The sequence below is a fragment of the Corallococcus sp. AS-1-6 genome (genome assembly GCF_020037015.1).
Lineage (GTDB): Bacteria > Myxococcota > Myxococcia > Myxococcales > Myxococcaceae > Corallococcus.
Window position 1 is genome coordinate 38,111 of sequence record NZ_JAIQDE010000037.1, and the last position, 24,537, is coordinate 62,647.

Consider the following 24,537-nt stretch of genomic DNA (forward strand, 5'->3'; position numbering starts at 1 on the left):
AGGGGTGGGTGGGTTGTTCCCGGGTCCGTCCGCGTTTACCGATGAAGGACGCATCCCCAGCGCCGTGGAGAAGGAGCCTCCCAACGTGCGTCCTCCGGAAAAGGTCGTATTCGGCCACACCGTCGAAGGCCTGCTGGTGGTCCTGGACGGGCATCTGGAGGGTCCGCTCCGGGCGAGGTTGAAGGCCGTGGGGCTGGACCTGGACCGGAGGCTGGCGCCCGCCTATCCCCGGGACCAGTGGCACCAGATGTTGATCCTGAGCGCGCAGGTGCTCTTCCCCCACCTCTCCGTCGGGCAGGCGCACTGGCACCTGGGCCAGCGCTACGTCACGGCCTACTTCTCCACCCGCATCGGCCGCGCGCTCCAGGGCGTGGTGAAGTTCCTGGGCCCCGCGCGCACGCTGGAGCGCACGACGCGCAACATGGCCTCCGGCAACAACTACCTGCACGTGGACGTGGAGCGCCTGGCCGCCACCGACTACCGGCTGAAGGTGAGCGAGGGCGGCATCCACCCGGAGTTCATCGGGGCGCTGTGCCACTTCGGCACGCTGTCCACCGGCGTGAAGGGGCTGACCACCGTGGTGGAGGGCCGCGAGGGGCCCTCCGCCACGTACCGGATGCGCTGGTAGCGCGTGCTTCAGCCGTGGGAGATGACGAACTCCTGCTCTCCCACGCGCACCTGGAGCAGGCGCTGGATGCCCGACCCCAGCTTCCAGCGGAAGGCGAGCTGATCCATCCACGCGACGAACGCGGTGACGCGGAAGTCGTCGCAGGCCAGGTCATCCAGGGCCGCGAACACCTGCTGCACGGCGCAGGTCGCGTCGTTCTCCGCGACGACGGCCTCCGACTGGATGGCCTTGTTCAGCGCGATGAGCTTGTCGAGCAGGTCCTTCCAGAACACGTACACCTTCCCGTACGGCCTGCCGCCGACGTCGCCCCCGTAGCGCGAGGACTGCACGAGCACGTCGGAGAACGTGCCCGTGCCGCCGGTCTGCTCCCAGTGTGACGCGACGAAGCCGTCCGCCCCCGCCTGGGTCTTCAGGTGCCAGGCCACGCTCGCCCTCGCGCGGTCCAGCGTCCAGTCCCTCGCCCCGTCCTTGAGGTACGCGTCCCAGAGCGGCGTGTAGAGCTCCTCCCGGCGCTGGAGCTGGGTGCGCACGGGCTGGCTGGCCCGGGGCAGCGCGCGCGCCAGGGCCCTGGCGAAGGCGTTGCGTTCGAAGGCGGGTTCGGAGCCCAGCTTCGCCAGCAGCCGCCGGAAGCTGGGGTTGTCCACGCGCAGGTCCAGCCGCGTGGTGGTCTTCGTTCCGGCGGGCGCCGCGCGGAAGAGGCGGTCCACCAGCGCCGGCGCGTCCTCCGGACGGACCGCGCCCCAGACGGTGGCGCCGTCCACCGCGCGTTGGATGAGCTCCTTCGACAGGCCGTCCTCCACCTGGCTCTGGGCGAAGAGGGAGTACTCGAACTCGTCCGCGCTGGGCGTGAGGCTGAAGCGCGGCATCTGGGCGCTGAAGTCGAGCCCCCAGCGGGAGGTCTTCCCGTACAGCACGCCGGAGCTCGTGTAGCTGCGCGCCCCCAGGAACGCGTAGCGGCGCGGGCCCTGCCGGTGGTCGCGGGACGCGTGCTGGACGACGGCCTTGAGCTTGCGCCGGTCCTCCTGCGAGGCGAAGTTGAAGTCGCGCCAGCCCAGGCCCAGGCCCCAGACGCGCTGGGACTCCACGGACTTCATGTGGAAGTAGCGCCGCAGCCAGGCGTCCCGCACCCGGTGCTGGATGGAGGCCAGGTCGCCGGAGACGAGCGCGCCGTGCGCGCCCGCCAGCTCCTCCGCCGGCACCTCCAGCTCCAGCAGGGTGGAGTCCTCGGTGCTGCGCGCGTACTCGTACTCGAAGCCGGCCTTGAGCGCGCCGCTCACCACGCTCTCCACGAAGTCCTTCAGCTCTTCGTACGCGGCCGTCACCGACGCGAGCGTGGGCTCCACCGCCTTGAGGAACCCCAGTTGCGTCAGCAGCGCGGCGGCGACCTGGAGGAGCGCGGGCTGGAGCGAGCCCTTCTCCAGGCCTTCGACGAGCTTCAAGGCGTCCCGCACCTTGGAGTCCACGGCGCCCAGGATGGAGGCGAGCAGCGGCGACGAGTGCCCCAGCGACACGCCCGCGGACACGTGCACCGCCGCGGCGTCCGAGGTGGCCTTGCGCACCGACACGCGGAACGCTCCGCCGTCCTTGGGCCGGGAGAAGACGATGCGGAACTCGTCCTGGAGGGACACGGTGCCGCCGATGGACGCGCCCGCCTCCGCCTTCAGCTCGAACACCAGTGGCCCGGCCAGCCGCTTCGCGAGCGCGCCCACCAGGGACGCGCTGATGGCGGACCAGGACACCTTCACGCCGGCCTTCAGGGCCACGCACGTCTGGAACGACAGGGCGTCACCGGGCTGGAGCGCCTGCACGTCCCCCAGCACGAAGGGCAGGCGCAGGGACTTCGCGTCCGACCCCAGCGCGGCCTCCAGGGTCTGGGTGGCGGCGTGGTGCCGGTAGTCCGCCACCTTCACCTGGAGCGCCCCGCCGCCGCTCAGCTCGACGAAGGGGAAGTTCCCCTGGCCGTTGGCCTCCGCGCTCAGCTCCGCCGCGTACTTCAGCCAGCACGCGGCCCCGTCCGGGGAGAAGAGGGGCTCCGCCGTGGAGCCGTCCAGCTCCTTCGGGGGCACGCCGATGATGCCGTACGCGTCCTGGTCGTCCCGGTCGTTGAAGAGCTCCACGGGGACCTTGAGCGCGCCCGTCAGGGACACCTGGCCTCCCTGGATGGGGATGGCCCTGTTGCCGCTCAGCTCCGCGTGGCCCAGCGCCTGTTCGTGCGCGGCGTTGCCCAGCGCGAGCTTGAGCGTGTTCACCGCGGGAATGTGGATGCTCCAGCTCATGATGCCCCCCCACCGAGGAATGCCCCTGTTCCGGGGCTGGTGAGCAATCATTGACGTGGGGCCTGCCCGGACGCTTCTGACGGCGGGGAGGTGAGACTGTCCTCGCGTGAAATCGTCATCACCCCGGGGATGTAGGGGTTGATTCACGAGTCGATGTTCGGTCAAAAGAGGGGCCACCCAAGCCACGTCATCCCCCGAGACATGGCGGAGGAGCCTCTCGTGTCGAACCCCTCGGAGATCGTCTTCGGCCATACGGTCGAAGGGCTGCTGTTGGCCCTGAAGGGCCGGCTGGAAGGCCCCAGTCCGCTGCGCGCGAAGCTGAAGGACGCCGGGCTGGACCTGGACCGGAAGCTGGAGCCCGCGTATCCGAACAGCGTGTGGCAGAAGCTGCTGCAGATTGGCGCGACGGAGCTGTTCCCGGGCGTGCCCATGAACGAGGCGCAGTGGCTGCTGGGAGAGCGCTTCGTCGCGGGCTACTTCGAGACGAACATGGGCCGCGCGCTGCAGGCGGTGCTGCGGCTGCTGGGCCCGGCGCGCGTGCTGGACCGCATGTCGCGCAACCTGGCCTCCGGCAGCAACTTCCTGCACGTGGACGTGGAGCGGCTGGCGGACACGGACTACCGCGTCCGGGTGAACGAGGGCGGGACCTACCCGGAGTTCATCGGCTCCATCTGCCACCACGGGATGCTGACCACCGGCGTGAAGGGCCTGACCACCGTGGTCGAGTCCCGCCAGGGCCGCGCCGCCATCTACCGCGTGCGCTGGTAGCCGCGCGCCGCGTCCAGCAGCCCCTGCACCGCGCCCGTCACCTCGCGGTGCACCGTGAGCAGGGACTCGCGATCCGCCGCGTCGAACCCCGGGGCCAGGTGGGTCGTCAGCGGCGCTCCCACCCATTGGGTCATCTTCACCGGGAAGGGCAGGGACAGCGGCCACGGGCCCGTGGCGCCCACGCCCAGCCACAGCGGCAGCCTCCCCGGCATCCCCACGCGCTTGCCCCACGCGTAGCCGTCGTTCAGGCCCACGTAGGCGTCGTCCATGCCGTGGCCCGCGATGGGGACGATGGGCAGGCCGTAGCGCACGGCCAGCCGCAGGTAGCCCAGCCGCTCTCCCCAGTCCACGCGGTAGCGGTGCCGGAAGTCCCGGCAGCCCTCGCGAGTGCCTCCGGGCTGCACCAGCACGTGCTCGCCCTTCTTCACCGCCTCCGCCAGCAGCGGCCCGTCGCCGGTGACGAAGCCCAGCCCGTCCGCGACCTGACGCATGCCGGGGATGCGGTCGAACGCGCCGTGCGCGATGCCGTGCGGCAGGTAGCCCAGCCGGTCATGCAGCGTCACCGTCAGCATGCACAGGTCCAGCGCCAGGGGCCGGCCGTGGTAGCCCACCAGCAGCTTCGCGCCGGGGCGCAGCAGCGGCTCCAGGTTCACCACCTCGTAGCGGTGGTAGCGCTGGAGCAGGCGGAACGTCGTCAGCCACGCGGCCCGCGCCGCCGTCGCGGTGAACGTCACCCGCCCACCCGGTAGAGCACCGCGCCGTGGGCCACGCCCGCGCCCACGCCCACCATCAACACGCGGTCCCCTGGCTTCACCGGCCGGGTGCGCCACAGCCGGTCCAGCCCCGTGCCCAGCGACGCGGAGCCCACGCTGCCCACGGTGTCCACCACCGTGACGCTCTTCGCCTCCGGCACCTCCAGCGCCTGGAGGATGGCCGCGAACATGCTCCCGTTCGGCTGGTGCGTGAGCACCCACTCCACGTCCGCCACCGTCAGCCCCGCGCCCTGGAGCACCGTCGACGCCGCGCGCTTCAGCGCCCCCAGCGCCACGCGGGTCATGTCGCGCGAGGGAGTGAGGAAGCGCATGCGCTCGGGCTGGCCCGTCTGGTGCGGGTTCTCCAGAACGACGTCCGGCGGCAGCGTGCCGTCGTTGCCGAACGCGGCCCCCAGCACACCCTCGCCGGGGCGTGCCTCGCCCAGCACCACCGCCGCGGCGGCGTCACCCAGCACCAGGTAGGGCCGCGGGTCCTCCGGCCGCGTGGTGCGTGACAGCAGCTCCACGGACACCACGCCCACCGGCCCCAACCCCGTCGCCACCGAGCGCGCCGCCAGGTCGAACGCGCTCAGGAACCCCATGCACGCGTTGCCCACGTCCATCGCGTCGCAGGTCCCGGACAGCCCCAGCGCCGCCGCCACCCGGCTGCCGTTGGCCGGCGTGGTGACGTCCCCGCCCATCGACGACACGAAGAGGATCCGCCGCAGCGCCGTCGCGGGAAGTCCCGCCGCCTCCAGCGCGCCGCGCAGGGCCTGTGCGCCGAGGTCCGCCGCGCGCGTGCCCGCCGGAGCGAAGTGCCGCGTGCGGATGCCTGTCTTCCGCTCCACCTCCGCCGCGTCGCGACCCACGCGCGCGCAGACCTCCGCGGTCGTCACCGGCGGACCGGGCAGCACGCTCGCGGTGCCGAGGATTCGGACCGGAATCACGCGGCCCTCCTTCCACCGGACGGGTTCCGGCGCACGCGCAGCGCCTCCCAGGCCTGCTTGAGCTCCAGCAGCTTCTGCTCCAGGCCCATGTCGCGCGCGGCCTCGTCCAGCACCTCGTCCACGTGCGTGAAGCGCATGGAGCCGAGCAGCGGGTGCTCTCGCGTGCCCACGTCGTAGCGCAGGTCCCCTCTGGCGGACTCCAGGTCTCCGTTGCGGTGCAGGAGCAACACGCCGCTGGCCAGCAGGTCCTTCGCTCGCGCCACCGGGTTGAGCGCGGAGAGGAACAGCCCCACCGCCCCGGGCAACAGCGGCCGCGCGGCGTGCTGGTGGCCCGCCGGGAAGATGTTGCTGGAGAAGACCAGGTCCGCGCCCGCGTGGAGCAGCACGTCCACCGGCACCATGCTGGTGAAGGCCCCGTCCACGTAGCGCGCGGGCGGCTGGAGCGTGGGCGCCCAGACGCCCGGCGCCGAGCCGCTCGCGCGCACCGCCAGCGCCAGCGGCCCCTTCTCCAGCACCACGCAGCGGCCCGTGGTCAGGTCCGTCGTCACCGGCAGGAAGCCCACGGCCAGCTCCTCCAACGCCAGGTCCCCCAGGTCGCCGCGCACCAGCCACTCCATGGCCTGCGTCGTCACGACCGAGGACAGCGCCGCGGCCGACAGGTGCCCGCCCCGCGCGCGGTGCTGGAGCCGCCGCAGGCCGTCCAGGCCCTCGCGCCCGTCGCGCGCCGTGCCGCAGTAGTACGCCCCCACCAGCGAGCCCATGCTCGCGCCGCTGAGGAGGTCCACCGGCACGTCCAGCGCGGCCAGCCGCCGCAACAGGTGCACGTGGTAGAAGCCCCACACGCCGCCGCCGCTGAGCGCCAGCCCCACGCGCCGGCCGGTGATGGCGCGCGCCCACCGCGACAGCGCGTCCCGCGTCCCCGCGTCCAGGCCCAGCGCCGCCAGCGGCCTGGCGTCCCCGGGCCGCACCACCAGCCGCTCCCAGTCCAGCCGCAGCCGGCACCCGGGCGGCGGCGCTTCCTCGTCCCACCCGTCCTCGTCCGGCAGCGAGCGCCCTCGCAACGTCGGGCTGCCCTGCGGCTGCCACGGCGACAGCAGCACGGTGGGCAGCACCGGCGCTCCCGGCGTCCCCACGCCGTCCGCCTCTCCCTCCGGCGGCACGAGCCGCACCTCGCGCGGCGTCAGCGACTCCGGCACCGGCACGCCATCCACCAGCACGCAGTCGAAGTCCTCGCCCTCGGCCAGCAGCGGCGCGCCCGGCGCCACCGTGCGGCGGAACACGCGGTCGGCTCCGCGCACCGTGCCCTCCGCGCGCTTCGCCCCCGCGCGCACGAGCAGCACCCGGTCCCCGAAGTCGTGGACCATCACCTTCGCCACCAGCTCCACCAGCACGGACAGCGTCGCGGGCGGCAGCTCCAGCCCCTGCGCCGCGCGGAACGTCACCACGTCCACGCGAGCCGCCGCGCCGCCGCGAGGCACCACCGTCACCGCCTCCAGCTCCTCGCGGGGAAGGAAGAGCGCGTGCGACGCGGACGCCGCCGTCACCGTGACGGGCCACGTGCCGCGCGCGAGCGCCTCCACGCCCAGCGACATCCCCGCGCGCAGGTGCAGCAGCACCGTCCCCGCCGCCGTCACCCGCCACTCGCCCGAGCGCAGCAGGTAGAGGCCGTCCACCGGCTCGCCCTCACGGCAGAGGACCTCGCCGGGCCGAGGCTCCACCGGCCGGGCCCGCTCCAGCAGGCGGATCAGGGCGGACGCACGCGCGTGGCGCAGCACGGGGGCTTGCTTCAACGTGTACAGCCACCGACGCCGCTCATCGACAGTCAGGGGAGAAGCCATGCGTCGCCCAAGGATAACCAGGACGCTCCGGCGCCGGATAGCGCACCGGAGTGCCTGCCCGCTGTGCGGGTCCTCCGCGACGCGTCGCTACGCCGGCTGGGGTCGCGGCGGCTCCCCCTCGGGAGGGAGGGACGGCGGCGGATTCCTCGGACCGCCTGATGAATTGCCGTGCTTGCGGTTTTTCAGGATCTTCGTGCGCGCGCCCTCGACCAGCGCGTAGAGCACCGGGATGAAGATGAGGTTCACGAAGGTGGAGAAGAGCATGCCGCCGAAGACGGCCGTGCCCAGCGACTTGCGCGCGGAGGCGCCCGCGCCGCTGGCCAGCATCAGCGGCACCACGCCGAAGAGGAACGCGAAGGACGTCATCAGGATGGGCCGCAGGCGCGTCTCCGCCGCGTTGATGGCGGACTCCACCACGCCCTGGCCCTGCGCGCGGAGCTGCTCGCCGAACTCCACGATGAGGATGGCGTTCTTCGACGCGAGGCCCACCAGCATCACCAGACCCACCTGACAGAACACGTCGTTCACCAGCCCGCGCAGGTTCTGCAGGAGCAGCGCGCCCATCATCGCGACGGGCACCGCGAGCATGACGACGAAGGGCAGGGCGAAGCTCTCGTACTGCGCGGCCAGCACCAGGAACACGAACACGATGCCCAGCGCGAAGATGACGAGCACGGTGTTGCCCGCGCTCTTCTGCTCCTGGGACAGGCCCGTCCACTCGTAGGTGAAGCCCGGCGGCAGGGCCTGCTTCGCGACCTCCTCCATGGCGGAGAGCGCCTGGCCGGTGGAGACGCCGGGGGCGCCCTGGCCGTTGATGTTGGCGGAGCGGAAGAGGTTGTAGTGGGTGATGTTCTGCGCGCTGGTGATGGGCGTCACCTTCACCAGCGCCTCCAGCGGCACCATGGCCCCGGTGTCCGAGCGCACGTAGAAGCTGCCGATGTCCTTCGGGTTGTCACGGAAGGGTGTCGCGGCCTGCACGAACACGCGGTAGACGCGGTTGGCGAAGGTGAAGTCGTTCACGTACTGGCTGCCCAGGTACACCTGGAGCGTGGAGAACAGCGAGGACAGGGGCACGCCCAGGGCCTTGGCCTTCTCCCGGTCCACGTCGATGTTGAGCTGCGGCGAGCCCGCGGTGAACGCGGAGAACACGCCGCGCAGCCGCTGCTCCTGGCTCGCCTTGCCCACCAGCGCCTGCGTGGCCTGCGCCAATTCCTCCAGCGTGCGGCCGCCCTGCTGGTCCTCCAGCACGAACTCGAAGCCGCCCACGCTGCCCACGCCGCGGATGGCGGGCGGTTGCAGGGGCAGCACGCGCGCGCCGCCCACGGCGCTCAGCGGACCGCGCAGGCGCTCCACCAGCCCCGCGACGCTGGACTCCTTCGCCTTGCGCTCCTCCCAGGGCTTCAGGTTGATGAAGAGCGAGCCGTAGTTGGCGCCCGTGCCCAGCAGCGAGAAGCCGCCCACGGTGAAGATCTGCGTCACCTCCTGCTGCTGCTTGATGATGTCCTCCACCTGGATGAGCACGTTGCGCGTGTACTCCAGCGACGTGCCCTCCGGGCCCTGCACCGCGATGATGAGGTAGCCCTGGTCCTCGTCCGGGATGAAGCCCGTGGGCGTGGCCCGGTAGAGCAGGCCCGTGCCCACGAGGAACAGCGCGAAGATGCCCACCACCAGCCACCGCGCCTTGCCCAGCATCAGGCCCAACAGCTTCCCGTAGCCGCGCCGGAGCGCGTCCAGGCCCTGGTCGAACTTGCGCGCCAGCACGAACTTCTGGCCCTCGTTGGGGCGCAGGAGGCGCGCGCACAGCGCGGGGGACAGCGTGAGCGCGACGAGCGCGGAGAGGCTGATGGAGAACGCGATGGTGAGCGCGAACTGGCGGTAGATGGCGCCGGTGGTGCCGGGGAAGAAGGACACCGGGATGAACACCGCGGACAGCACCAGCGCGGTGGCCACCACCACGCCGGCCACCTGCTGCATGCCCCGGTGCGTGGCCTCCTTCGCGTCCACCTTCTCGTGCTCGATGACGCGCTCCACGTTCTCGATGACCACGATGGCGTCATCCACGACGAGGCCCGTGGCCAGCGTGAGGCCGAAGAGGGTCAGCGTGTTGAGCGAGAAGCCGAACGCGTTGACGAACATGAACGTGCCCACCAGCGACACCGGCAGCGTCGTCACCGCCACCAGCACGCTGCGCCAGCCGTGCAGGAAGATGAAGATGACCAGGATGACCAGCAGGATGGCCTCGCCCAGCGCGTGGAGCACCTCCTCGATGGAGGCGCTCACCGCGGCCGTGGTGTCGAACGCCACCTGATAGGTGAGGCCCGGCGGGAAGTTGGCGGACAGCCGTTGGAGCTCCGCCTCCACGCCCTCGCGCACCGCCAGCGCGTTGGAGCCGGGCAACTGCGTGATGCCCAGGCCCACCGCGTCCTGGCCGTTGAAGCGCAGGAGCTGCTGGTAGTTCTCCGCGCCCAGTTGCACGCTGCCCACGTCGCGGATGCGCACCAGGGCGCCGTCCCGGCCGCGCTGGATGACGATGGCGCCGAACTCCTCCGCGGACGTGAGCTGGCCCTTCACCTGGAGGGACAACTGGTACGCCTGCTCCTTGGAGGACGGGGCCTGGCCCACCTTGCCCGCGCCCACCTGGACGTTCTGCTCCTGCAGCGCGCTCACCACGTCCTGCGCGGTGAGGCTCCTGCGGGCCAGCTCCGAGGGGTCCAGCCACAGGCGCATGGCGAAGCGGCGCTCTCCGAAGATGCGCACGTCGCCCACGCCCTTCACGCGCAGGAGCGCGTCACGGATGTAGACGTCCGCGTAGTTGCTGATGAACTCCGTGTCGTAGCGCTTCTCCTTGTCATAGACGCCAAAGGAGACGAGCAGTTGTGTCTGCGCCTTGCGCACGGTGACGCCCAGCGCGTTCACCTGCGAGGGCAACTGCGGCGTGGCGGTGGCCACGCGGTTCTGCACGTCCACCGCGGCCAGGTCCACGTCGCGCGACGGGTCGAACGTGGCGGTGATGGTGCACTGGCCGTCGTTGGTGCTGGTGGAGGACATGTAGCGCATGCCCTCCATGCCGTTGAGCTGGCGCTCCAGCACGGTGGTGACGGCGCTCTCCACCGTCTCCGCGGACGCGCCGGTGTACGTGGCCGTGATTTGGACCTGCGGCAGCGCCAGCTCCGGGTACTGCTCGATGGGGAGGCTGGGGATGGAGATGGCGCCCACCAGCGTGATGAGGATGGACAGCACGCTGGAGAAGACGGGGCGCTGGATGAAGAAGTCGGTGAACATGGCAGCCCCCTAGCGGCCCGCGTCCGCGCCGCCGCCCATGCCCTGGGCGGGTGGCAGGGGCATGCCTTCGGTCTGGCCCTGCGCCTGTGGCGCGGGCTTCGGCTGGATGGGCATGCCGTCCCGCAGTTGCTGCACCCCGCTGATGATGACCTGGGTGCCCGCGTCCAGGCCCTTGAGCACCTCGTAGTCGTTGCCCTCCACCAGCCCCAGCGTCACCGGCTGGCGCTTCACCACGGTGCCCGCGTCGCCCTCACCCACCACCAGGGCGAAGGACTGGCTGCCCTGCCGCGTCACCGCGGTGGTGGGCATCTTCAAGGCCTCGCGCACGTCGTAGACGAGCTGCGCGCGGACCAACTGGCCCGCGCGCAGGCCCACGGTGTTGTCGAAGGCGGCCTTCACCTCCACCAACTGCGTGTTCGGGTTGGGGGTGGGGGCGACGAAGAAGGCGGGGGCGCGGACGACGGGCTCGCCGTCCTCGTCGAGGACCTCCAGCGGGGTCTGCCCCACCTTCACCCGCGCGGCCTGGTCCACGGGCACCTGCACGGACAGCTCCAGGGCGCGGCTCTGGTCCACGATGGTGAGCGCCGTCTGCGGCGTCACGTAGTCGCCTAGCTTCACGGGGATGTCGCCCACGACGCCGTCGAAGGGGGCGCTCACGTTGAAGAAGCCCAGTTGCACCTGCTGGTTCTGGATCTGCGCCTCCGCGGCCTGGGCCTGGGCCTCGGCTTGCGCGGCCTGGGCCACGGCCTGCTCGTAGTCCTGGCGGCTGACGAGCCCCTCCCGGAGGAGCTGCGCGCTGCGCTCGCGCGTCCTTCGCGCGAACTCGCGGTTGGCGACGGCGGAGGCCTTCTGGGCCTGGGTGGCGCGCAGGGAGGCCTGCTCCTGGCGAGGGTCCACGACGAGCAGCACCTGGCCGGCCTTCACCTTCTGGCCGGGGCGGATGGGGATCTTCTGGATGTAGCCGGCGACCTGCGGGACGACGGTGATGCTGCTGCGGGAGATGAGGGTGCCCACGTACTCGCTCGTGTCGCGCACCGGGCCGGGCTTCACCGCCATCACCTGCACGGGGACGGGCTTGCCGCTGCCCGGGCCCTGCTGGCCTCCCTGGGGGCCGCCTCCGGGCGCGGCCTGGCCGGGGCCCTTGCCGCCGCTGCACCCGCCTGTCGTCAGCGCGAGGAAGAGACCCCACGCGCCCCAACCGCGCCTCACCAATCGCATGCCGCCTCCGACAGGAATGCATCCACCACGGCCTGGCGGTACTGGAAGTCCCGGAGGACGAGCTCCAGTTCGGCCTGACGCAGGGCCCCGGCTGACTGCACCAGCTCGAGGCTCGTTCCGGTGCCCACCTCGAAGCTGCGGCGGGTGAGCCGGTCATTCTCTTCCGCGAGCCCGCGCTCGCGCTCCGCGAGGGCGCGCGTCGTCTGGGTCACCTGCACGGCGCGCTTCGCCTGGGTGACCTCCACGACGATGTCGCGCTCGCGGGAGGTGGCGTCCGCGCGGGCCTGCTCCAACTGGCCGCGGGCCTGTCGCAGGCGGCCCTCGCGCGCGCCGCCGTCCCAGAAGGGCAGCACCAGGCTGGCGCCGACGTTCCAGATGGGGACCTCGGCGAAGCCCGGGTTGACGGTGAGCGCGGTGGTGGTGCTGGTGAGGTCCAGGGTGGGCGCGTATTGGCGGTACACCTCGCCGATGGCGCGTTCGGCCACCACCTGGCGGGAGCGCGCGGCGGCGATGTCCGGGCGGTTCTCCAGGGACTCCAGCGTGCGGCAGGTGTTCTTCGCGCCCTGGAGCAGGGTGGTCAGCTCCAGGCCCGGCTTGAGGCCCACGGGGGACGGGGTGCCCAGGGCGAGCCCGAGCGCCTCGCGCGCCTGGCGCAGGTTCTCGTCTCCGGTGACGACGTTGCGGCGCGCGGCCTGGGCGTCCTGCTCCACTCGGACGACGTCCAGGCGGGTGCCGGCGCCCAGCTCGAAGCGGCGCTGCGCCAGGGCCAGCCGCTCCAGCGCGGTGCGCAGGTTGACGCGGTTGACCTCCGCCAGGCGCTCGTTGGAGGACACGGAGACCAGCGCCTGCGCGAGTCCGCGGGTGAGCTGCCGGCGCGTCTCCGCGAGCGACAGGCTGGCGGTGCGGCGCGACTCCTTGGCGCTGCCCAGGGCGTAGAGGCTGGCCAGGTCCACGACGGGGACGTTCGCGCTGAGCACGCCGATGCCCAGCAGCTCCGTGGGGGTGAAGCCCCCGGCGCCGCTCACGCCACCGCCGATGCCGCCGCCGATGCCACCGCCCACGGCGGGGATTTTCGGGTTGAGCACGTTGTATTGGGCGGACAGGGTGCCGGAGACGGAGGGCAGCAGGTTGGCGAGCGCGATGCGCCACGTGCCCGCGGCGACCTCGACCTGGCCGAGGGCGGCCTGGAGGTCGGGGGAGCGCTGGCGCAGGAGCGTGAGCGCTTCGTTCCAGGACTGGAGCTCCAGGGGCGCGGCGGGCGCGGGAGCGAGCAGCGGATCCGACACGTTCGCCTGGAACGGCGGGGGCACTTCAGGGACGTCGTCCGGGCTCTGGGACGGGGTGCTGGCGCGGCCGGGCCGCGGCGGAGCGGGAGCCCGGGGTGTGTTCGGGGCCGGGGCGGCGGGCGCGGGAGCGGTGGGAGCCGGCGTGGGCGCGGCGGGTGGCGCCACGGAGGGCGGCGGAGGCGCGGGTGGAGCGCGCTGCGGTGGCGCGGTGTATTGCGCGAGGACGGGACGGAAGGGTCCGGAGCCGGTGGGCGCTGGTGGCGCACCGGGGATTCCGGCGGGAACCAGCAGGGCTGCGAACACGAGCGCGTTCATAAGGGATGCTCCCCAGGTAGGGGCGAAGCCAGCCCCCCGCCACGGTTCGCGCCCCCCGGCGCTCCAGTGGACAACACAGCAGGGCGAGGAAGTGCTCAGCAGTCGATGCACGGACCTGGAGGTCCGGGGTTGCCCTTACGGATGCAAGGGCAGGGAAGGGGGAGGGGCTCGTGGAGACATGGCGCGTCCTGACGCGGGCTGGGACAAGGGAAGCGCCAACGTGCGTCACGAACGCCAAGCAGGCGTCTGTCTTCAGGGGAGGGCGCGCGTTCAGGAAGCCACGTCCGTCCTACCGGCCGGATCATGTGTCGTGGCCCGCTTCAATGGGAGATTATCTTGTTTTGATGGTATTGATGGCTGATGCGGAATTTCTGGAGATTGTTCCTGTGGGTCGTTGCGATCGGGCTTGGGTTCGTGTCCTGTGTGGGTGCCAGCCCGGTTCCGGTCGAGGATCGCGACTACGGACTCATGAATGGTGCCGTATGGGTGCGAGGCCCCTGGGATGCCATCCAACCCTCCGCTGACATCGATGCAGTCATCGATCAGCTCTGCCCCGCCGTCATGGAGCTGCCGCGCGCCCAGGGGCGTGAGTATGGACAGGAATACTGCGGGGTCCTCTACTCCGTGGGAGACGGTGCCTACTCGGCGAGCATGCCATCTCCGCTTGGACCGCTCTTGAAGGCGACTCCTGAGCAACAGAAGAGCTGCAAGCAGCCGAACTTCGTTCGGGACTCACGAGGCGCGGTGAAGATCCAGGCGGACTACCACAGCCACCCCTGGGCCAACTCACGCATGTCCAGGCCGGACCGAGCAGAGGCGCGTCAGAGGTACTCCATCCGGCTCCAGTTTGACACGGCATGCCGGGTGATGAAGCTGGTCCCGTACATCGGTGAAGCCAGACCTGGAGAAGTCTATGAACGGCGCGGGAAGCGCTGGGCGCTCATCGGTATCGTCAAGCCAGAGCACAAAGCCACGGGTCTGATGACCGCCGTGACGGAGTAATGCCCCGCCTATGAACCTCCTGAAATCAGCACCCCGCGGACGTAAGGGCCTCCCGAAGTCAGGATGGCTCCTGGCCCTGTGCTTGCTCCCCGCGTGTGCGCTCTTCCAGCGCACTTCGCGTCCTCCGCATGCACCGGAGGAAGAGGCGGCCCGCGTCCAGTTCCCACTGGACCTGCCCGAAGACGCGCAGACGCTCGCGGGCGGCACGGTGACCGCCATGCAACTGGCGCTGGATGATTTCCGGCCGCTGGACCTGAAGCCCCACGACGGGGCGACGGAGGAGGAGCGCTGTCTCTATCAGCGCGAGTCCTATGACGTCAGCGCGGCACCGGGCCCGGAAGGCGTGACCTTCGTGCAGATCACGCTCAAGCCCCAGCTCTGTGAGAAGCAGGGCGCCATCATGGACATGGGGGCGACCTATGCCGTGGACGTGAAGGGACGGCGCATCCTCGCCGTGCGGCACTGAGGCCGTTCACGGACGGCTGGATGGGCCCCCGTTACTCGTAGAACTTTCCCGCAACGGGTTCGGGTCATGGGCCATGGCGCACCTGCATCACCGCGGCAACATGCCCAGCCGCTGCTTCGCGGAGCGGTTCTGCGGATCGAACCGGAGCGCTTCCTCCAGACGCTCGCGGCCCTTCGCCGCGTTGCCCTGCACCACGTAGAGGTCCGCCAGCCGCACCAGCACGTCCGCGTTGTAGGGCTGCAGGTCCAGCGCCTGCTCGAACTCGCGCGTCGCCGTGACGACGTCGCGCTTGCGCATGGCCAACTGCCCCAGCATCACGTGCGGCTGCACCAACCCGCGCGTCTCCGGCTCCGTCGCCAGCGCCTGCAACGCGGGCATCGCCCTGGCGTCCCCGAACGCCGCCAGCGTCAACGCCGCGCCCTGGCGCACCCACAGCGAGCCGTCGTGGAGCAGCGCCGCCAGGTCCTCCGTCGCCTCGCGCGCGTTCGCCGCGCCCAACCCGTCGATGATGTCCGAGCGCAACGTGCTGTCCGTCGTCCCCTTCAACGCCGCCCGCAGCGCCGGCACCGCGTCATGCTTGAACCGGCGCGCCAGGAACTTCGCCGCCGCGCCCCGCAGCGTGCCCGCCTCCGACGTGTCCGCCAGCACCGCCTCCAGCGCCCCCCGGCTCCCCGCCGCCGTCTTCTCGTCGAACGCGTCCGCCAGCCGCAGCCTGCGCTCCTGCCGCGCCTCCGCCTTCGGCCACCACTTCACCAGCGCCGCCTGCATCGCGTCCGGCGTCTGCTTCGCGTGACAGGTGTTGCACGCGTTGGGGATGTCATGGCGCGCCGTGTTCTGGGGCGCCGGCACGTCCAGCGCGTGGTCCGCGAAGTGGTCCAACACGCCCGACACCACCGGCGGCATGTGACACGCCAGGCAGTCCTGCGCCGCCGCCGCCTTGTGGTGCGTGTGCTGCTCGCCCTGCGCCACCACCTCCGGGTGACAGCCCTGACACGTGGACGCGTTCACCGACGTGCGCGCCGCCACCGGCTTGTGCTTGCGCACCTCGTTGGGCGCGCTCGCGTCGTGCGGCGCCGTGTGGCACGTCAGGCACGTGGCCCCGCCCTTCATGTGGCACTTCGACTGGAGGAGCGCCTGGTACTCGAAGCTGGACGTGCTGGGGCGCCCGTCCGCGAAGAAGTCCCCGGAGCGCTCGTTGCCCACCAGCAGCACCATGGGCTGATAGCTCGCGTCGTAGCGCTGGCCGGGCAGGAAGTGGTGCTTCGCGTCCAGCATGGGGAACAGCGTGCGGCGCGGCCCGTGGCACTGCGCGCACACGGAGAAGCCCTCCTCCTTCGACAGCTTCGCCGGCTGGATGATGTCCTCCGGCGCCTGCGACTCCGCGTGCCGCCCGCCGGGCCCGTGGCAGGACTCGCACGCGACGCCCGCGTCCGCGAACTTCGTCTCCCACTGGTGGCTCGCCCGGTCATAGCGCGCGTCCAGCCCCGTCACGTGGCAGTCCAGGCACGCGTGCTGCGCGCTGCGGCGGAAGTTCGTCCAGAAGAACGGGTGGTCCGGCGACAGCGCCCCCTGCTTCTTCTCCGAGTAGTCCACCCACTCGCCCTTGCCCGTCACGTGGAAGTACACCGGCATCACCTGCCAGCGGCCGTCCGGCATCAGCGTGATGGGGTCCTGCATCCGCTTGCCGCCCACCACCCACTGCACCGGCCACTCGCCCAGGTTCCCGTCCGCGCCCTTGGTGCGCATCAGGTAGCGGCTCCCGTCGCGGCGCATCCACGCCTCGCTGGACTCGCCCTGGAAGTGCGTGCCCGCCGTGAACGCGCCCACCACGTACGGCTTCGTCGCCGGTGACAGCGCCCGCGAGTGCCAGTCGTGCTTCCAGCCCGCGTGCTGCTCCTCGTGGCAGTCCGCGCACACCTGCGAGCCCACGTAGTGATTGGGTGCGGCGGGCGGCGCCTCCACCGTCTTCACCGGCACGGGCGCGGCCACGCTGCCCGCGTCCAGCGGAGCCGGAGCCTGTGTCACCGGCGGAGCAGACGCGGGCGTGGGCGCCGGGGCGCGCAGGAAGAAGAACAGGCCCGCCGCGAGGACCACCACCGCGAGGGCGACAAGGACAGGGCGAGAGGAGCGCATCCGGAAGGTGCCGCCCATGCTCCTCCCAAGCGCCGGGCGGCACAAGCGGCCCTCCGCGCGAGCCCTTCTCCTCCAGTGGACAACGACCTCCCAGGGAGGGCTGCGGTCCTGGCGAGCCATGGATTAGGGTGCCCCTCCAGCGAAGGGAGGCCGTGCCCATGCCCATGCGGTCCGTGAATGGAACCCGGCTGTACTACGAGGACACCGGCGGCGCCGGGGACGTGGTCCTCTTCAGCCACGGGCTCCTCTGGAGTACCCGGCTGTTCGACCCGCAGGTGGAGGCCCTGCGAGGCCGCTTCCGCTGCATTTCGTACGACCACCGGGGGCAGGGCCAGAGCGACGTGCCGCCCGAGTCCGCCATCGACGTGGAGACGGTGTACGCGGACGCGGTGGCGCTCATCGAGTCGCTGGGCGTCGCCCCCGTCCACTTCGTGGGGCTGTCCATGGGGGGCTTCGTGGGCATGCGGCTCGCGGCGCGCCGGCCGGACCTGCTGCGCTCCCTGGTGCTCCTGGAGACGTCCGCCGACCCCGAGCCCCTCGCCAACGTGCCGCGCTACACCGCGCTCAACCTCGTCGCCCGCTACGTGGGCCTGGGCCCCGTCGCCGGGCCGGTGATGCGCATCATGTTCGGCACGTCGTTCCTCACCGACCCGGGCCGGGCGGAGGAGCGGGCGCTGTGGCGCACGCGCCTGACGGGCAACCGCCGCGACATCTACCGCGCCGTCAACGGCGTCATCCAACGCAAGCCCGTCGCGGAGGAGCTGCCGCGCATCCGCACGCCCACGCTCGTCATCGTGGGGGAGGAGGACCGCGCGACGGTGCCCTCCAAATCGGAGCGCATCCACTCGCTCATCCCGGGCTCGAAGCTGGTGCGCCTGTCGCGCGGGGGCCACTCCTCCTCCGTGGAGGAGCCGGCGCTCGTCAACGCGGAGCTCGCTCCGTTCCTCACCCAACACGCGTCCAAGCCGGCCGCGCAGGCGGGCTGACGCGCCGTTAACGAAGTCCCCAGGAGGTTTCCCCATGCCAGTCGCGAAATGGAACGGCGCGGTGCTCGCGAAGAGCGACACCTTCGAGACCGTGGAGGGCAACATCTACTTCCCGCCGGACAGCCTGGTGCGCGAGCACTTCAAGCCCAGCGCCACGCACACCACCTGCCCCTGGAAGGGCCAGGCCCACTACTACTCCGTGGAGGTGGACGGGAAGACGAACGCGGACGCGGCCTGGTACTACCCGGAGCCCAAGCCGGCCGCGTCCAACATCCAGGGCTACGTGGCCTTCTGGAAGGGCGTGACGGTGGAGCGCTGAATCAGAGGCCCACCAGGTACTTGCCCCAGCGCAGGCTGTTGCGGAGCTGGGTGACGACGAAGGCGGGGACCCACTGGAGGAGGTTCGCCTCCGGCTGCACGCCGTAGCCGTTCCACAGCTCATCGTCGATGCGGTTGGCGTCCAGCGTCGTGGGGTAGGGGGCGGGCGTGCCGCCGTAGCACTCGCCTTGCGCGAAGAAGAGGTCCCACAGCGTGGCGGCCTCCGCGTGGTCGTCCGGGATGAGGCGCGTGTCCACGCCCAGCAGCGAGCCCAGCAGCTTCCAGAAGTAGTACCAGCGCTGCTCGTTGTACTCGTAGCCCTTGTCCTCCCACGCCTGCGCGACGATGTACGCGAACGTCAGCAGCGTGAAGGCGACCCCGCTCTGGTTGTAGCAATGCTGCCGCCCCGTATCGAGGGACTTGTAGTGGCCCAGCGCGGAGTTGTGCATCTGCGCCAGCAGCAGCGTGGTGGACAGGGTGCGCGTGCTGTAGAGGCTGCCCCAGCCCATGTTCATGTTGCCGTAGAGGATGCGCAGCATGATCTGCGCGGTCTCGATGACCCGGCGGGACACGATGGCCTTGAGCTTGCTGTGCGGGCGCTGCTTGAAGAGGGACGACACGTCCTTGTGGTAGTAGGTGGCCCGGAAGGACACGCCCGCCAACTGGTTCACGGACGCGCCCTGGAAGAAGACGTAGAACGCCTCGTCGCGCGCGGCCTCGAAGTCGCGCAGGAACTGGGCGGAGGACCCCACGCCCGTCACTCCCTGGGTGGCCACCGAGTACGTCGGCCCGTAGAGCACCTTCGCGATGCGGTGGTCGCTGTACGTGTTGCCCCAGTAGCCCTCGATGGCGGAGAAGGCCTTCAGCGCGGGCCGCCACGAGGTGCCGTTCACGCCGGGCGTGTCGCGGATGTGCTTCTTCCAGTGCTGCCGCAGCTCCTCCATGAACTCCGGCTCCGCGGCGCTCATGATGCCGTACAGGCTGTTGGCCGCGGTGAGCGGGTCGCCCAGGATGGCGGTCAGGTTCTGGCCACGGAAGGTGAAGGGCATGGGCGGGCGCTCCGGTGGATGGCGTTCCGGAGCAGTGTAGAGAACTGTTAAGCCTGTAACAAACCGCCCGTCCTGGAAAACCCGTCACGTAGGGGATGTGACGGGGCGGGGTGGACTGGACTTTCCGGGCGGACGCGAGCGGCGATGCTGGGGCTTTTCGCGGGGCGTGGCCCTGAGTGGAGGAGCGGAGCCTTGGCGACGGTGTCCCTGCAGGACGTGCGCAAGGTGTACCGGGGGGGCGTGGTGGCGGTGAAGGGCGTGACGCTGGACATCGCGGACGGCGAGTTCGTGTCGCTGGTGGGCCCGTCCGGATGCGGCAAGTCCACGACGTTGAACCTCATCGCCGGGCTGGAGGAGCTGTCCGGCGGCGAGCTGAGAATCGACGGGCAGTTGGTGAACGACCTGTCGCCGCGCGAGCGCGACATCGCGATGGTGTTCCAGAGCTACGCGCTCTATCCGCACCTGGACGTGGCCGGGAACCTGGCGTTCCCGCTGAAGGTGGCGGGCATGGACGCGAAGGACGTCGAGGCGCGCGTGCGCGAGGTGTCCGGCGTGCTGGGGCTGGAGGCGCTCCTGTCGCGCCGGCCGAAGGAGCTGTCGGGCGGACAGCGGCAGCGCGTGGCGCTGGGGCGCGCATTGGTGCGCAGGCCCAAGGTGTTCCTCTTCGACGAGCCCCTGTCCAACCTGGACGCGGCGCTGCGCACGCAGATGCGCGGCGAAATCAAGAAGCTGCACGAACAACTGAAGGCCACGTTCATCTACGTCACGCACGACCAGGCGGAGGCGATGACGCTGTCGGACCGCGTGGTGGTGATGAGCCAGGGCGAGGTGCAGCAGGTGGCCCCGCCGCGCGAGCTCTACGACGCGCCCGCGAACCTCTTCGTGGCGGGCTTCTTCGGCTCGCCGCGCATCAACCTGGTGAAGCCCCAGACGCTGGGCCTGTCCGAAGGGGACGCGGTCCTGGGCCTGAGGCCGGAGCACCTCCAGGTGGGGCAGGGGCCCACGCCGGAGGACGCGCGCGAGGGGTACGTGTACCTGGTGGAGCCCATGGGCGCGGAGGTCTGGGTGACGGTGGAGACGGGCGGCGAGCGCCTGGTGGCGCGGGCGCCCGGAGACTTCCGCGCCGCGAGCGGAGACACGGTGTGGCTGCGCCACGACGCGCGCTACCTGCGCCGGTTCGACGCGAGGACGGGGCGCGCGGTGTGAGTCAGGGGCGGAGCCGCAGCCTGGCTTCCGCCAGCACGCTGCTGGCCTCACGCGCGACACGGGCATGGCGTGTCATCAGGGCTTCCTGGGATGCACGAGGCTGTGCCTCGAACAGGTCCCAGAGGTACTGCTCCTCCGTGGCAGGGACGCGATATCCCAGCTCCTCGCCGTAGCGACGCAACCGCTCCAGGGTGGCGAGCAGGTACTTCCAGTTGGCCAGCGGGCGCAGCAGCAGCACCTCGCGGCGCTGGACGGACTCCGCCGCCAGGGGATGGACGTGCCCCCGCCAATGGCCTCCCGCGTATTCCACGCCGATGGCGGAGAGGCCCAGGTCGAATCGGGAGAGGCGCTCTTCCAGTGTCGCTGGTGCGCAGTCGTAGGCCACTTCGAGCCGACGTCCCGAGAGCTGGAAGGTCGTCTGGAAGGGAGGGTTGTCATCCAGCAGGAGGGCCCCCTGTGCCTCCAGATGGACGAGGAGCACCTGCCGGTCCAGGACGCTGGCTGGCCAGAGGTCCAGGTCATGCGGGGGACGCCCTTGGAGCAAGGTCTTGAACGCTCCCCCGGCCAGGAAGAATCGGCCTGGAAACGCGTGGGAGACAAGCGGAACGAGCTGCTCCCGGGCGAAGGCAACGACGGAATCAAGCGAGAGGACCTCTTCCGGCGCGGACGAGCGGGGCGAGGACCTCATGCCGGCTCCGGATGGCGTGCACGCAACTCGCGCACGGTGATGCCCTGCTCGTCGATGACCTGGAGCGCGCCGTCCAACGTCTCTACGCGGGCCTGTCCGTTGTAGAAGGGCTCCACGATGGCGAAGCGCCGGGCGTAGAGAGCGTCTCCCGCGGCGTCGACGTGATGCCAGCCGCCTGCGTCCCGGGCGCGCGCGAAGCCCTTGTGGAAGACATCCAGGTCGAAGAACCGGCGCGCATTCAAGGGGTGACCCTGCTTGTCGATGTGCAGGTGGAGGCCCGAGGCCTCCTGCACCACCGCGTAGCCGTCCCGGAAGTCTCCCGCGTAGGCATACCGCTCCAGATAGGCCGCCTCTCCCCGGCCATCGATGTGGAAGTAGCGGCCGTCCTTCGCCCGGACCGGACAGCGCCCGTCCTGGAAGTTGCCGCACCACGCGTGGCGCCCTGTCGTGAGCTCCTGCCCATCCACGCGCAGGTGGAACGCACCCTCTGCATCCACGACCGCCGCGAGCCCTTCATAGAATCCAAACGTCCGGATGAAGCGGCGGGAGGAGAGCGCGTTCCCCCTCAAGTCGATGTGGAATGCTCCCGAGGCGTCCCTGACAGCGGCGAGTCCCGGTTCGTGAAAGGAGAGGACCTCGGTGAAGCGCGCGGCATAGAGCGGCTTTCCGTCCAGGAGATGATGGGTCCTGTCAGGCGAGACCCGCGGATGGGCGCTGGGGTTCAAGGGGCCTCCTTCACCGGCTGACGCATGTTGCAGCCGCGACACAGGGGATGGTCCTGATAGCCATTCAGCAGCCGTTGATAGGCCGGGCCCGTCCACACCTCCCGGATGCCCACCTCGTTCAGGTTGCCCAGACTCCCGAGCGTTCGTCGTTCCTTGTCGGGAGCGCAGCAGGGGTCGAAGCGGCCCACGGCGCTCACCCATGCCTCCTTCCCCAGGAACGGACACTGCGCGCCAGGCGCGAGGTCCGTGACGGCCTCCGCTCCCAGAGGAAGGATGTTCTCCAGGAGCACCTTGCTCCCATCCGGCCGCCGACACTCCTCCGCGACACGGTGCGCCTGCTGGACGGCCTCGTTCCAACGATGGATCGCCGAGGCGTCGCGCCTCATGGACAGGGGCTGGATGGCGGCGAAGTGGGCCCAGAGGTGGTGACCCTTCACCCTGTCGACGCCCAGGTCCGCCGCGAGCCGCACGATGTCCGCCAGCTCGCCCACGTTCGACTCCAGGAAGGTGAGCTGGAGCGTGACCCTGCAGCGATGACCTCCCTCGCGGGCATGAACATCGCGCTCGGCGAGGAACTGGCGGAGGTTCTCCAGGACCTGTTCCCAGCGGGTTCCGGGCATCACCGCTTCGTGGGTCTGCTTCGTGGCACCATTCCACGACACCTTCACGTCGGAGGTGATGGGGACCAGCCGGCGTGCCCACGCTCGTGCTCCGCGCCTGGGAAACGTCCCGTTGGTGGTGAGGTTCAGCCACACCCCGTGCGCCATGCACAGATCGATGATGTCGTCGAAATGGGGATAGAGCAGCGGTTCCCCCATGGTTGACGGAATCACCTCCCGCAGGGGCGTGCCATCACTGTCCGCCATGATCCGTCGCAGCAGCTCCAGGGGCATGCGACGCTTGGGCTGGCCGGCTTCCCGGCGCAGGCGTTGGGTATCGCTGTGGGGCGAGTGGTCCTCACACATGATGCAGTGCAGGTTGCAGTCGTCGGGATTGGTGTCGAAGGTGATGCGCCAGGGGCCGGGCCGGGTGGGGGCACGACGGGCACGGTGTTCCCGGATGGCACGGGCATACAGGGCCTCCACGGCCTCCACGTGGGCCTGCATCCCCTGCACGTCGCCCCCTTCCCCCAGGAGGTGCCCGCGACTGCCAAGTCGCACCGCCAGCTCCGGGGCGTCCACCAACTGCTGCATGGCCCGGGCAAGCGAGCCGGGGTCCCGGTGGGTGAAGAGCACGCCGTTTTCTCCATCCCGGACGTACTCGCGCATCCCTCCTGCATCCGCGGTGATGACAGGCACCCGCGCCTGGAGCGCCTCGTGGATGACCAGCGGAGAGTTCTCCACCCAGATGGAGGGCACGACGATGGCATCCACGTGGTTGAAGACGTCCCGCACGATGTCCGCGTTGCGGTACTCGGGAAGCCACTCCACGCGTGTGCTGGCATCTCCCGGCAGGGCCAGGGCCAGCGCCTTGAGGGTGTCCGTGTGTTCGCCGCGAGGCCGTCCCCAGATCTTCAGCCGGGCCTTGCCGCGCACCTGCCCGAAAGCCTTGATGAGGTGATGGATGCCCTTGGCCGGGATGTGGGTGCCGATGTAGCCGAAGACGACGTCGGGTTCGGGCGTTCGCTGCCGGTAGCGCAGGCGCTCCAGGTCGAAGCCGTAATCCAGATACACCGCCTTGTGGGCGGCCAGCCCGAAGTCCCGCTGGAATCGCTCCAGCAGGTAGCGCGAAGGCGCGATGAAGAGGTCCACGTGCTCCATCATCCGGCGCACATGCTCCATCCGGTCGTGCACCCACTGACTCCAGTGCGCGACGTCCTGCTCCCGCGTTTCGGGGCCTCCAGAGAAGTAGCGCGCGTAGCAGCGCTCCGCGCACTTCCGGTCCTCCTGGCCTGAACATGCGGACCAGGGCTCGCTCCCGGCAACGGGATGCATCTGCAGGAACTGCCCCCGGGGACACATGAGCCAGTAGTCGTGCAGGGTGAAGACGATGGGGATTCCACGGGTCGCGGCCACCTCCAGCAGAGACGTGGACAGGTGGTTCAGATGGCCCACGTGGATGACGTGAGGACGGAAGCCGTCCAGCACTTCCGCGAAGCGTTGATCCACCCCTTCATGCCGGTAGCGGTCACGACTGTTGGGGAGGTTGACCAGATGCAGCAGGACACGCGGGTCGTCTGGATCACGCTCCTGTGTCAGTTCGTAGTCTGGGAGGAACGGGTCCTCGCGGCGGGTGAAGACCTGGACCTCGTGCCGGCTCGACAGGCCTTGTGAAAGTGCCTGGGTATACACCTCCGAGCCCGCGTTGAAGCGCATGGGGTAGCCATGGATGACCTGAAGCACTCGCATGAAATGGCCCGGGTGCCATGGCTCCACGCCATGGCACCTGTTGAAGAGGGAACGCCGCGACACGGCTCCGCGAGTCTGCGCGAAGCCGTGTCGTCTTGTGGAAGGGAGCTTGCTACTTCAACGCGGGCTCGGAGGGCTCGGGCGCCTGAGGCTTCTGGGTATCCGCTGCCTCTTCGGAGGGACGACCTTCTTCGCCACGAGACTGCCAGTACGCGTCATCCTGGGGATTGAGCTGACGCGAACGGTTATCGATATCTGCCTGCGAGGGTTGGTACTGCTTCGAAGACCTGCTCATGGGCAACTCCA

General features: G+C 70.4%; 19 protein-coding genes. 7 read left to right on the forward strand and 12 right to left on the reverse strand.

Annotation, left to right across the window (positions count from 1 at the left end):
- Positions 1-85 precede the first annotated feature (85 nt).
- Complete coding sequence (locus K8612_RS39415; RefSeq protein ID WP_223765394.1) at positions 86-628, forward strand: DUF2378 family protein; 543 nt, start codon at positions 86-88, stop codon at positions 626-628.
- Positions 629-636: 8 nt separating this feature from the next.
- On the opposite strand, the gene K8612_RS34720 is transcribed toward K8612_RS39415, so the two are convergent.
- Complete coding sequence (locus K8612_RS34720) at positions 637-2,904, reverse strand: hypothetical protein (protein ID WP_223765395.1); 2,268 nt, start codon at positions 2,902-2,904, stop codon at positions 637-639.
- 219 nt (positions 2,905-3,123) lie between these two features.
- On the opposite strand from K8612_RS34720, the gene K8612_RS34725 reads away from it, so the two are divergent.
- Positions 3,124-3,672, forward strand: a complete 549-nt coding sequence (locus K8612_RS34725) for a DUF2378 family protein (RefSeq protein ID WP_206786293.1) — start codon at positions 3,124-3,126, stop codon at positions 3,670-3,672.
- Here the strand turns inward: K8612_RS34725 and K8612_RS34730 are convergent.
- The 6 genes from K8612_RS34730 to K8612_RS34755 form a co-directional block, all read right to left on the reverse strand.
- Complete coding sequence (locus K8612_RS34730; protein WP_223765396.1) at positions 3,654-4,406, reverse strand: lysophospholipid acyltransferase family protein; 753 nt, start codon at positions 4,404-4,406, stop codon at positions 3,654-3,656. The two genes, K8612_RS34725 and K8612_RS34730, sit on opposite strands and share 19 nt — an antisense overlap.
- Positions 4,403-5,371: a ketoacyl-ACP synthase III gene (locus K8612_RS34735; protein WP_223765397.1), complete on the reverse strand. Its 969-nt coding sequence runs from the start codon at positions 5,369-5,371 to the stop codon at positions 4,403-4,405. The genes K8612_RS34730 and K8612_RS34735 overlap by 4 nt, the downstream gene beginning before the upstream one ends.
- Entirely contained in the window at positions 5,368-7,209 is a 1,842-nt protein-coding gene (locus tag K8612_RS34740; protein WP_223765398.1) for a cyclic nucleotide-binding and patatin-like phospholipase domain-containing protein, read from the reverse strand. The genes K8612_RS34735 and K8612_RS34740 overlap by 4 nt, the downstream gene beginning before the upstream one ends.
- 87 nt (positions 7,210-7,296) lie before the next feature.
- Positions 7,297-10,491, reverse strand: a complete 3,195-nt coding sequence (locus K8612_RS34745; RefSeq protein WP_223765399.1) for an efflux RND transporter permease subunit — start codon at positions 10,489-10,491, stop codon at positions 7,297-7,299.
- Between the two features lie 9 nt (positions 10,492-10,500).
- Positions 10,501-11,709, reverse strand: coding sequence for an efflux RND transporter periplasmic adaptor subunit (locus K8612_RS34750; protein WP_223765400.1), 1,209 nt, complete (start codon positions 11,707-11,709; stop codon positions 10,501-10,503).
- Positions 11,697-13,019: a TolC family protein gene (locus K8612_RS34755; RefSeq protein WP_223765401.1), complete on the reverse strand. Its 1,323-nt coding sequence runs from the start codon at positions 13,017-13,019 to the stop codon at positions 11,697-11,699. The genes K8612_RS34750 and K8612_RS34755 overlap by 13 nt, the downstream gene beginning before the upstream one ends.
- A 651-nt stretch (positions 13,020-13,670) precedes the next feature.
- Between K8612_RS34755 and K8612_RS34760 the strand changes: the two genes are divergently transcribed.
- Complete coding sequence (locus K8612_RS34760) at positions 13,671-14,312, forward strand: hypothetical protein (RefSeq protein ID WP_223765402.1); 642 nt, start codon at positions 13,671-13,673, stop codon at positions 14,310-14,312.
- 82 nt (positions 14,313-14,394) lie between these two features.
- Positions 14,395-14,778, forward strand: a complete 384-nt coding sequence (locus K8612_RS34765) for a hypothetical protein (RefSeq protein WP_370640009.1) — start codon at positions 14,395-14,397, stop codon at positions 14,776-14,778.
- Positions 14,779-14,865: 87 nt separating this feature from the next.
- On the opposite strand, the gene K8612_RS34770 is transcribed toward K8612_RS34765, so the two are convergent.
- Positions 14,866-16,929 carry a HEAT repeat domain-containing protein gene (locus K8612_RS34770; protein WP_223765403.1) on the reverse strand — a complete coding sequence of 688 codons (2,064 nt, stop codon included), beginning with the start codon at positions 16,927-16,929 and terminating at the stop codon, positions 14,866-14,868.
- Between the two features lie 140 nt (positions 16,930-17,069).
- Between K8612_RS34770 and K8612_RS34775 the strand changes: the two genes are divergently transcribed.
- Positions 17,070-17,897: an alpha/beta fold hydrolase gene (locus tag K8612_RS34775; RefSeq protein ID WP_223744282.1), complete on the forward strand. Its 828-nt coding sequence runs from the start codon at positions 17,070-17,072 to the stop codon at positions 17,895-17,897.
- Between the two features lie 34 nt (positions 17,898-17,931).
- Positions 17,932-18,216: a DUF427 domain-containing protein gene (locus K8612_RS34780; RefSeq protein ID WP_223744281.1), complete on the forward strand. Its 285-nt coding sequence runs from the start codon at positions 17,932-17,934 to the stop codon at positions 18,214-18,216.
- Position 18,217: 1 nt separating this feature from the next.
- Here K8612_RS34780 and K8612_RS34785 read toward each other — a convergent pair whose 3' ends face one another.
- The gene (locus K8612_RS34785) at positions 18,218-19,264 is read right to left on the reverse strand and encodes an oxygenase MpaB family protein (RefSeq protein ID WP_223744280.1); all 1,047 of its coding nucleotides are present in this window, start codon (positions 19,262-19,264) and stop codon (positions 18,218-18,220) included.
- A gap of 192 nt (positions 19,265-19,456) precedes the next feature.
- On the opposite strand from K8612_RS34785, the gene K8612_RS34790 reads away from it, so the two are divergent.
- Positions 19,457-20,470: an ABC transporter ATP-binding protein gene (locus tag K8612_RS34790; RefSeq protein WP_223765404.1), complete on the forward strand. Its 1,014-nt coding sequence runs from the start codon at positions 19,457-19,459 to the stop codon at positions 20,468-20,470.
- 1 nt (position 20,471) lies between these two features.
- On the opposite strand, the gene K8612_RS34795 is transcribed toward K8612_RS34790, so the two are convergent.
- The 3 genes from K8612_RS34795 to K8612_RS34805 all read right to left on the reverse strand — a co-directional run bounded on the left by K8612_RS34795 (position 20,472) and on the right by K8612_RS34805 (position 24,231).
- Positions 20,472-21,014, reverse strand: a complete 543-nt coding sequence (locus tag K8612_RS34795) for a hypothetical protein (protein WP_223744279.1) — start codon at positions 21,012-21,014, stop codon at positions 20,472-20,474.
- 140 nt (positions 21,015-21,154) lie between these two features.
- Positions 21,155-21,655 carry a WG repeat-containing protein gene (locus tag K8612_RS34800; RefSeq protein WP_223744278.1) on the reverse strand — a complete coding sequence of 167 codons (501 nt, stop codon included), beginning with the start codon at positions 21,653-21,655 and terminating at the stop codon, positions 21,155-21,157.
- A 224-nt stretch (positions 21,656-21,879) separates the two neighbouring features.
- Positions 21,880-24,231 carry a glycosyltransferase gene (locus K8612_RS34805; RefSeq protein WP_223765405.1) on the reverse strand — a complete coding sequence of 784 codons (2,352 nt, stop codon included), beginning with the start codon at positions 24,229-24,231 and terminating at the stop codon, positions 21,880-21,882.
- Positions 24,232-24,537 lie beyond the last annotated feature (306 nt).

What these genes read in the sequence shown, in the direction of transcription:
- K8612_RS34720 (WP_223765395.1), bottom strand. Translation starts at nt 2,904, where the DNA reads ATGAGCTGGAGCATCCACATTCCCGCGGTGAACACGCTCAAGCTCGCG.
- K8612_RS34745 (WP_223765399.1), bottom strand. Translation starts at nt 10,491, where the DNA reads ATGTTCACCGACTTCTTCATCCAGCGCCCCGTCTTCTCCAGCGTGCTG.
- K8612_RS34780 (WP_223744281.1), top strand. Translation starts at nt 17,932, where the DNA reads ATGCCAGTCGCGAAATGGAACGGCGCGGTGCTCGCGAAGAGCGACACC.
- K8612_RS34740 (WP_223765398.1), bottom strand. Translation starts at nt 7,209, where the DNA reads ATGGCTTCTCCCCTGACTGTCGATGAGCGGCGTCGGTGGCTGTACACG.
- K8612_RS34785 (WP_223744280.1), bottom strand. Translation starts at nt 19,264, where the DNA reads ATGCCCTTCACCTTCCGTGGCCAGAACCTGACCGCCATCCTGGGCGAC.
- K8612_RS34760 (WP_223765402.1), top strand. Translation starts at nt 13,671, where the DNA reads ATGCGGAATTTCTGGAGATTGTTCCTGTGGGTCGTTGCGATCGGGCTT.
- K8612_RS34770 (WP_223765403.1), bottom strand. Translation starts at nt 16,929, where the DNA reads ATGGGCGGCACCTTCCGGATGCGCTCCTCTCGCCCTGTCCTTGTCGCC.
- K8612_RS34775 (WP_223744282.1), top strand. Translation starts at nt 17,070, where the DNA reads ATGCCCATGCGGTCCGTGAATGGAACCCGGCTGTACTACGAGGACACC.
- K8612_RS34805 (WP_223765405.1), bottom strand. Translation starts at nt 24,231, where the DNA reads ATGCGAGTGCTTCAGGTCATCCATGGCTACCCCATGCGCTTCAACGCG.
- K8612_RS34750 (WP_223765400.1), bottom strand. Translation starts at nt 11,709, where the DNA reads ATGCGATTGGTGAGGCGCGGTTGGGGCGCGTGGGGTCTCTTCCTCGCG.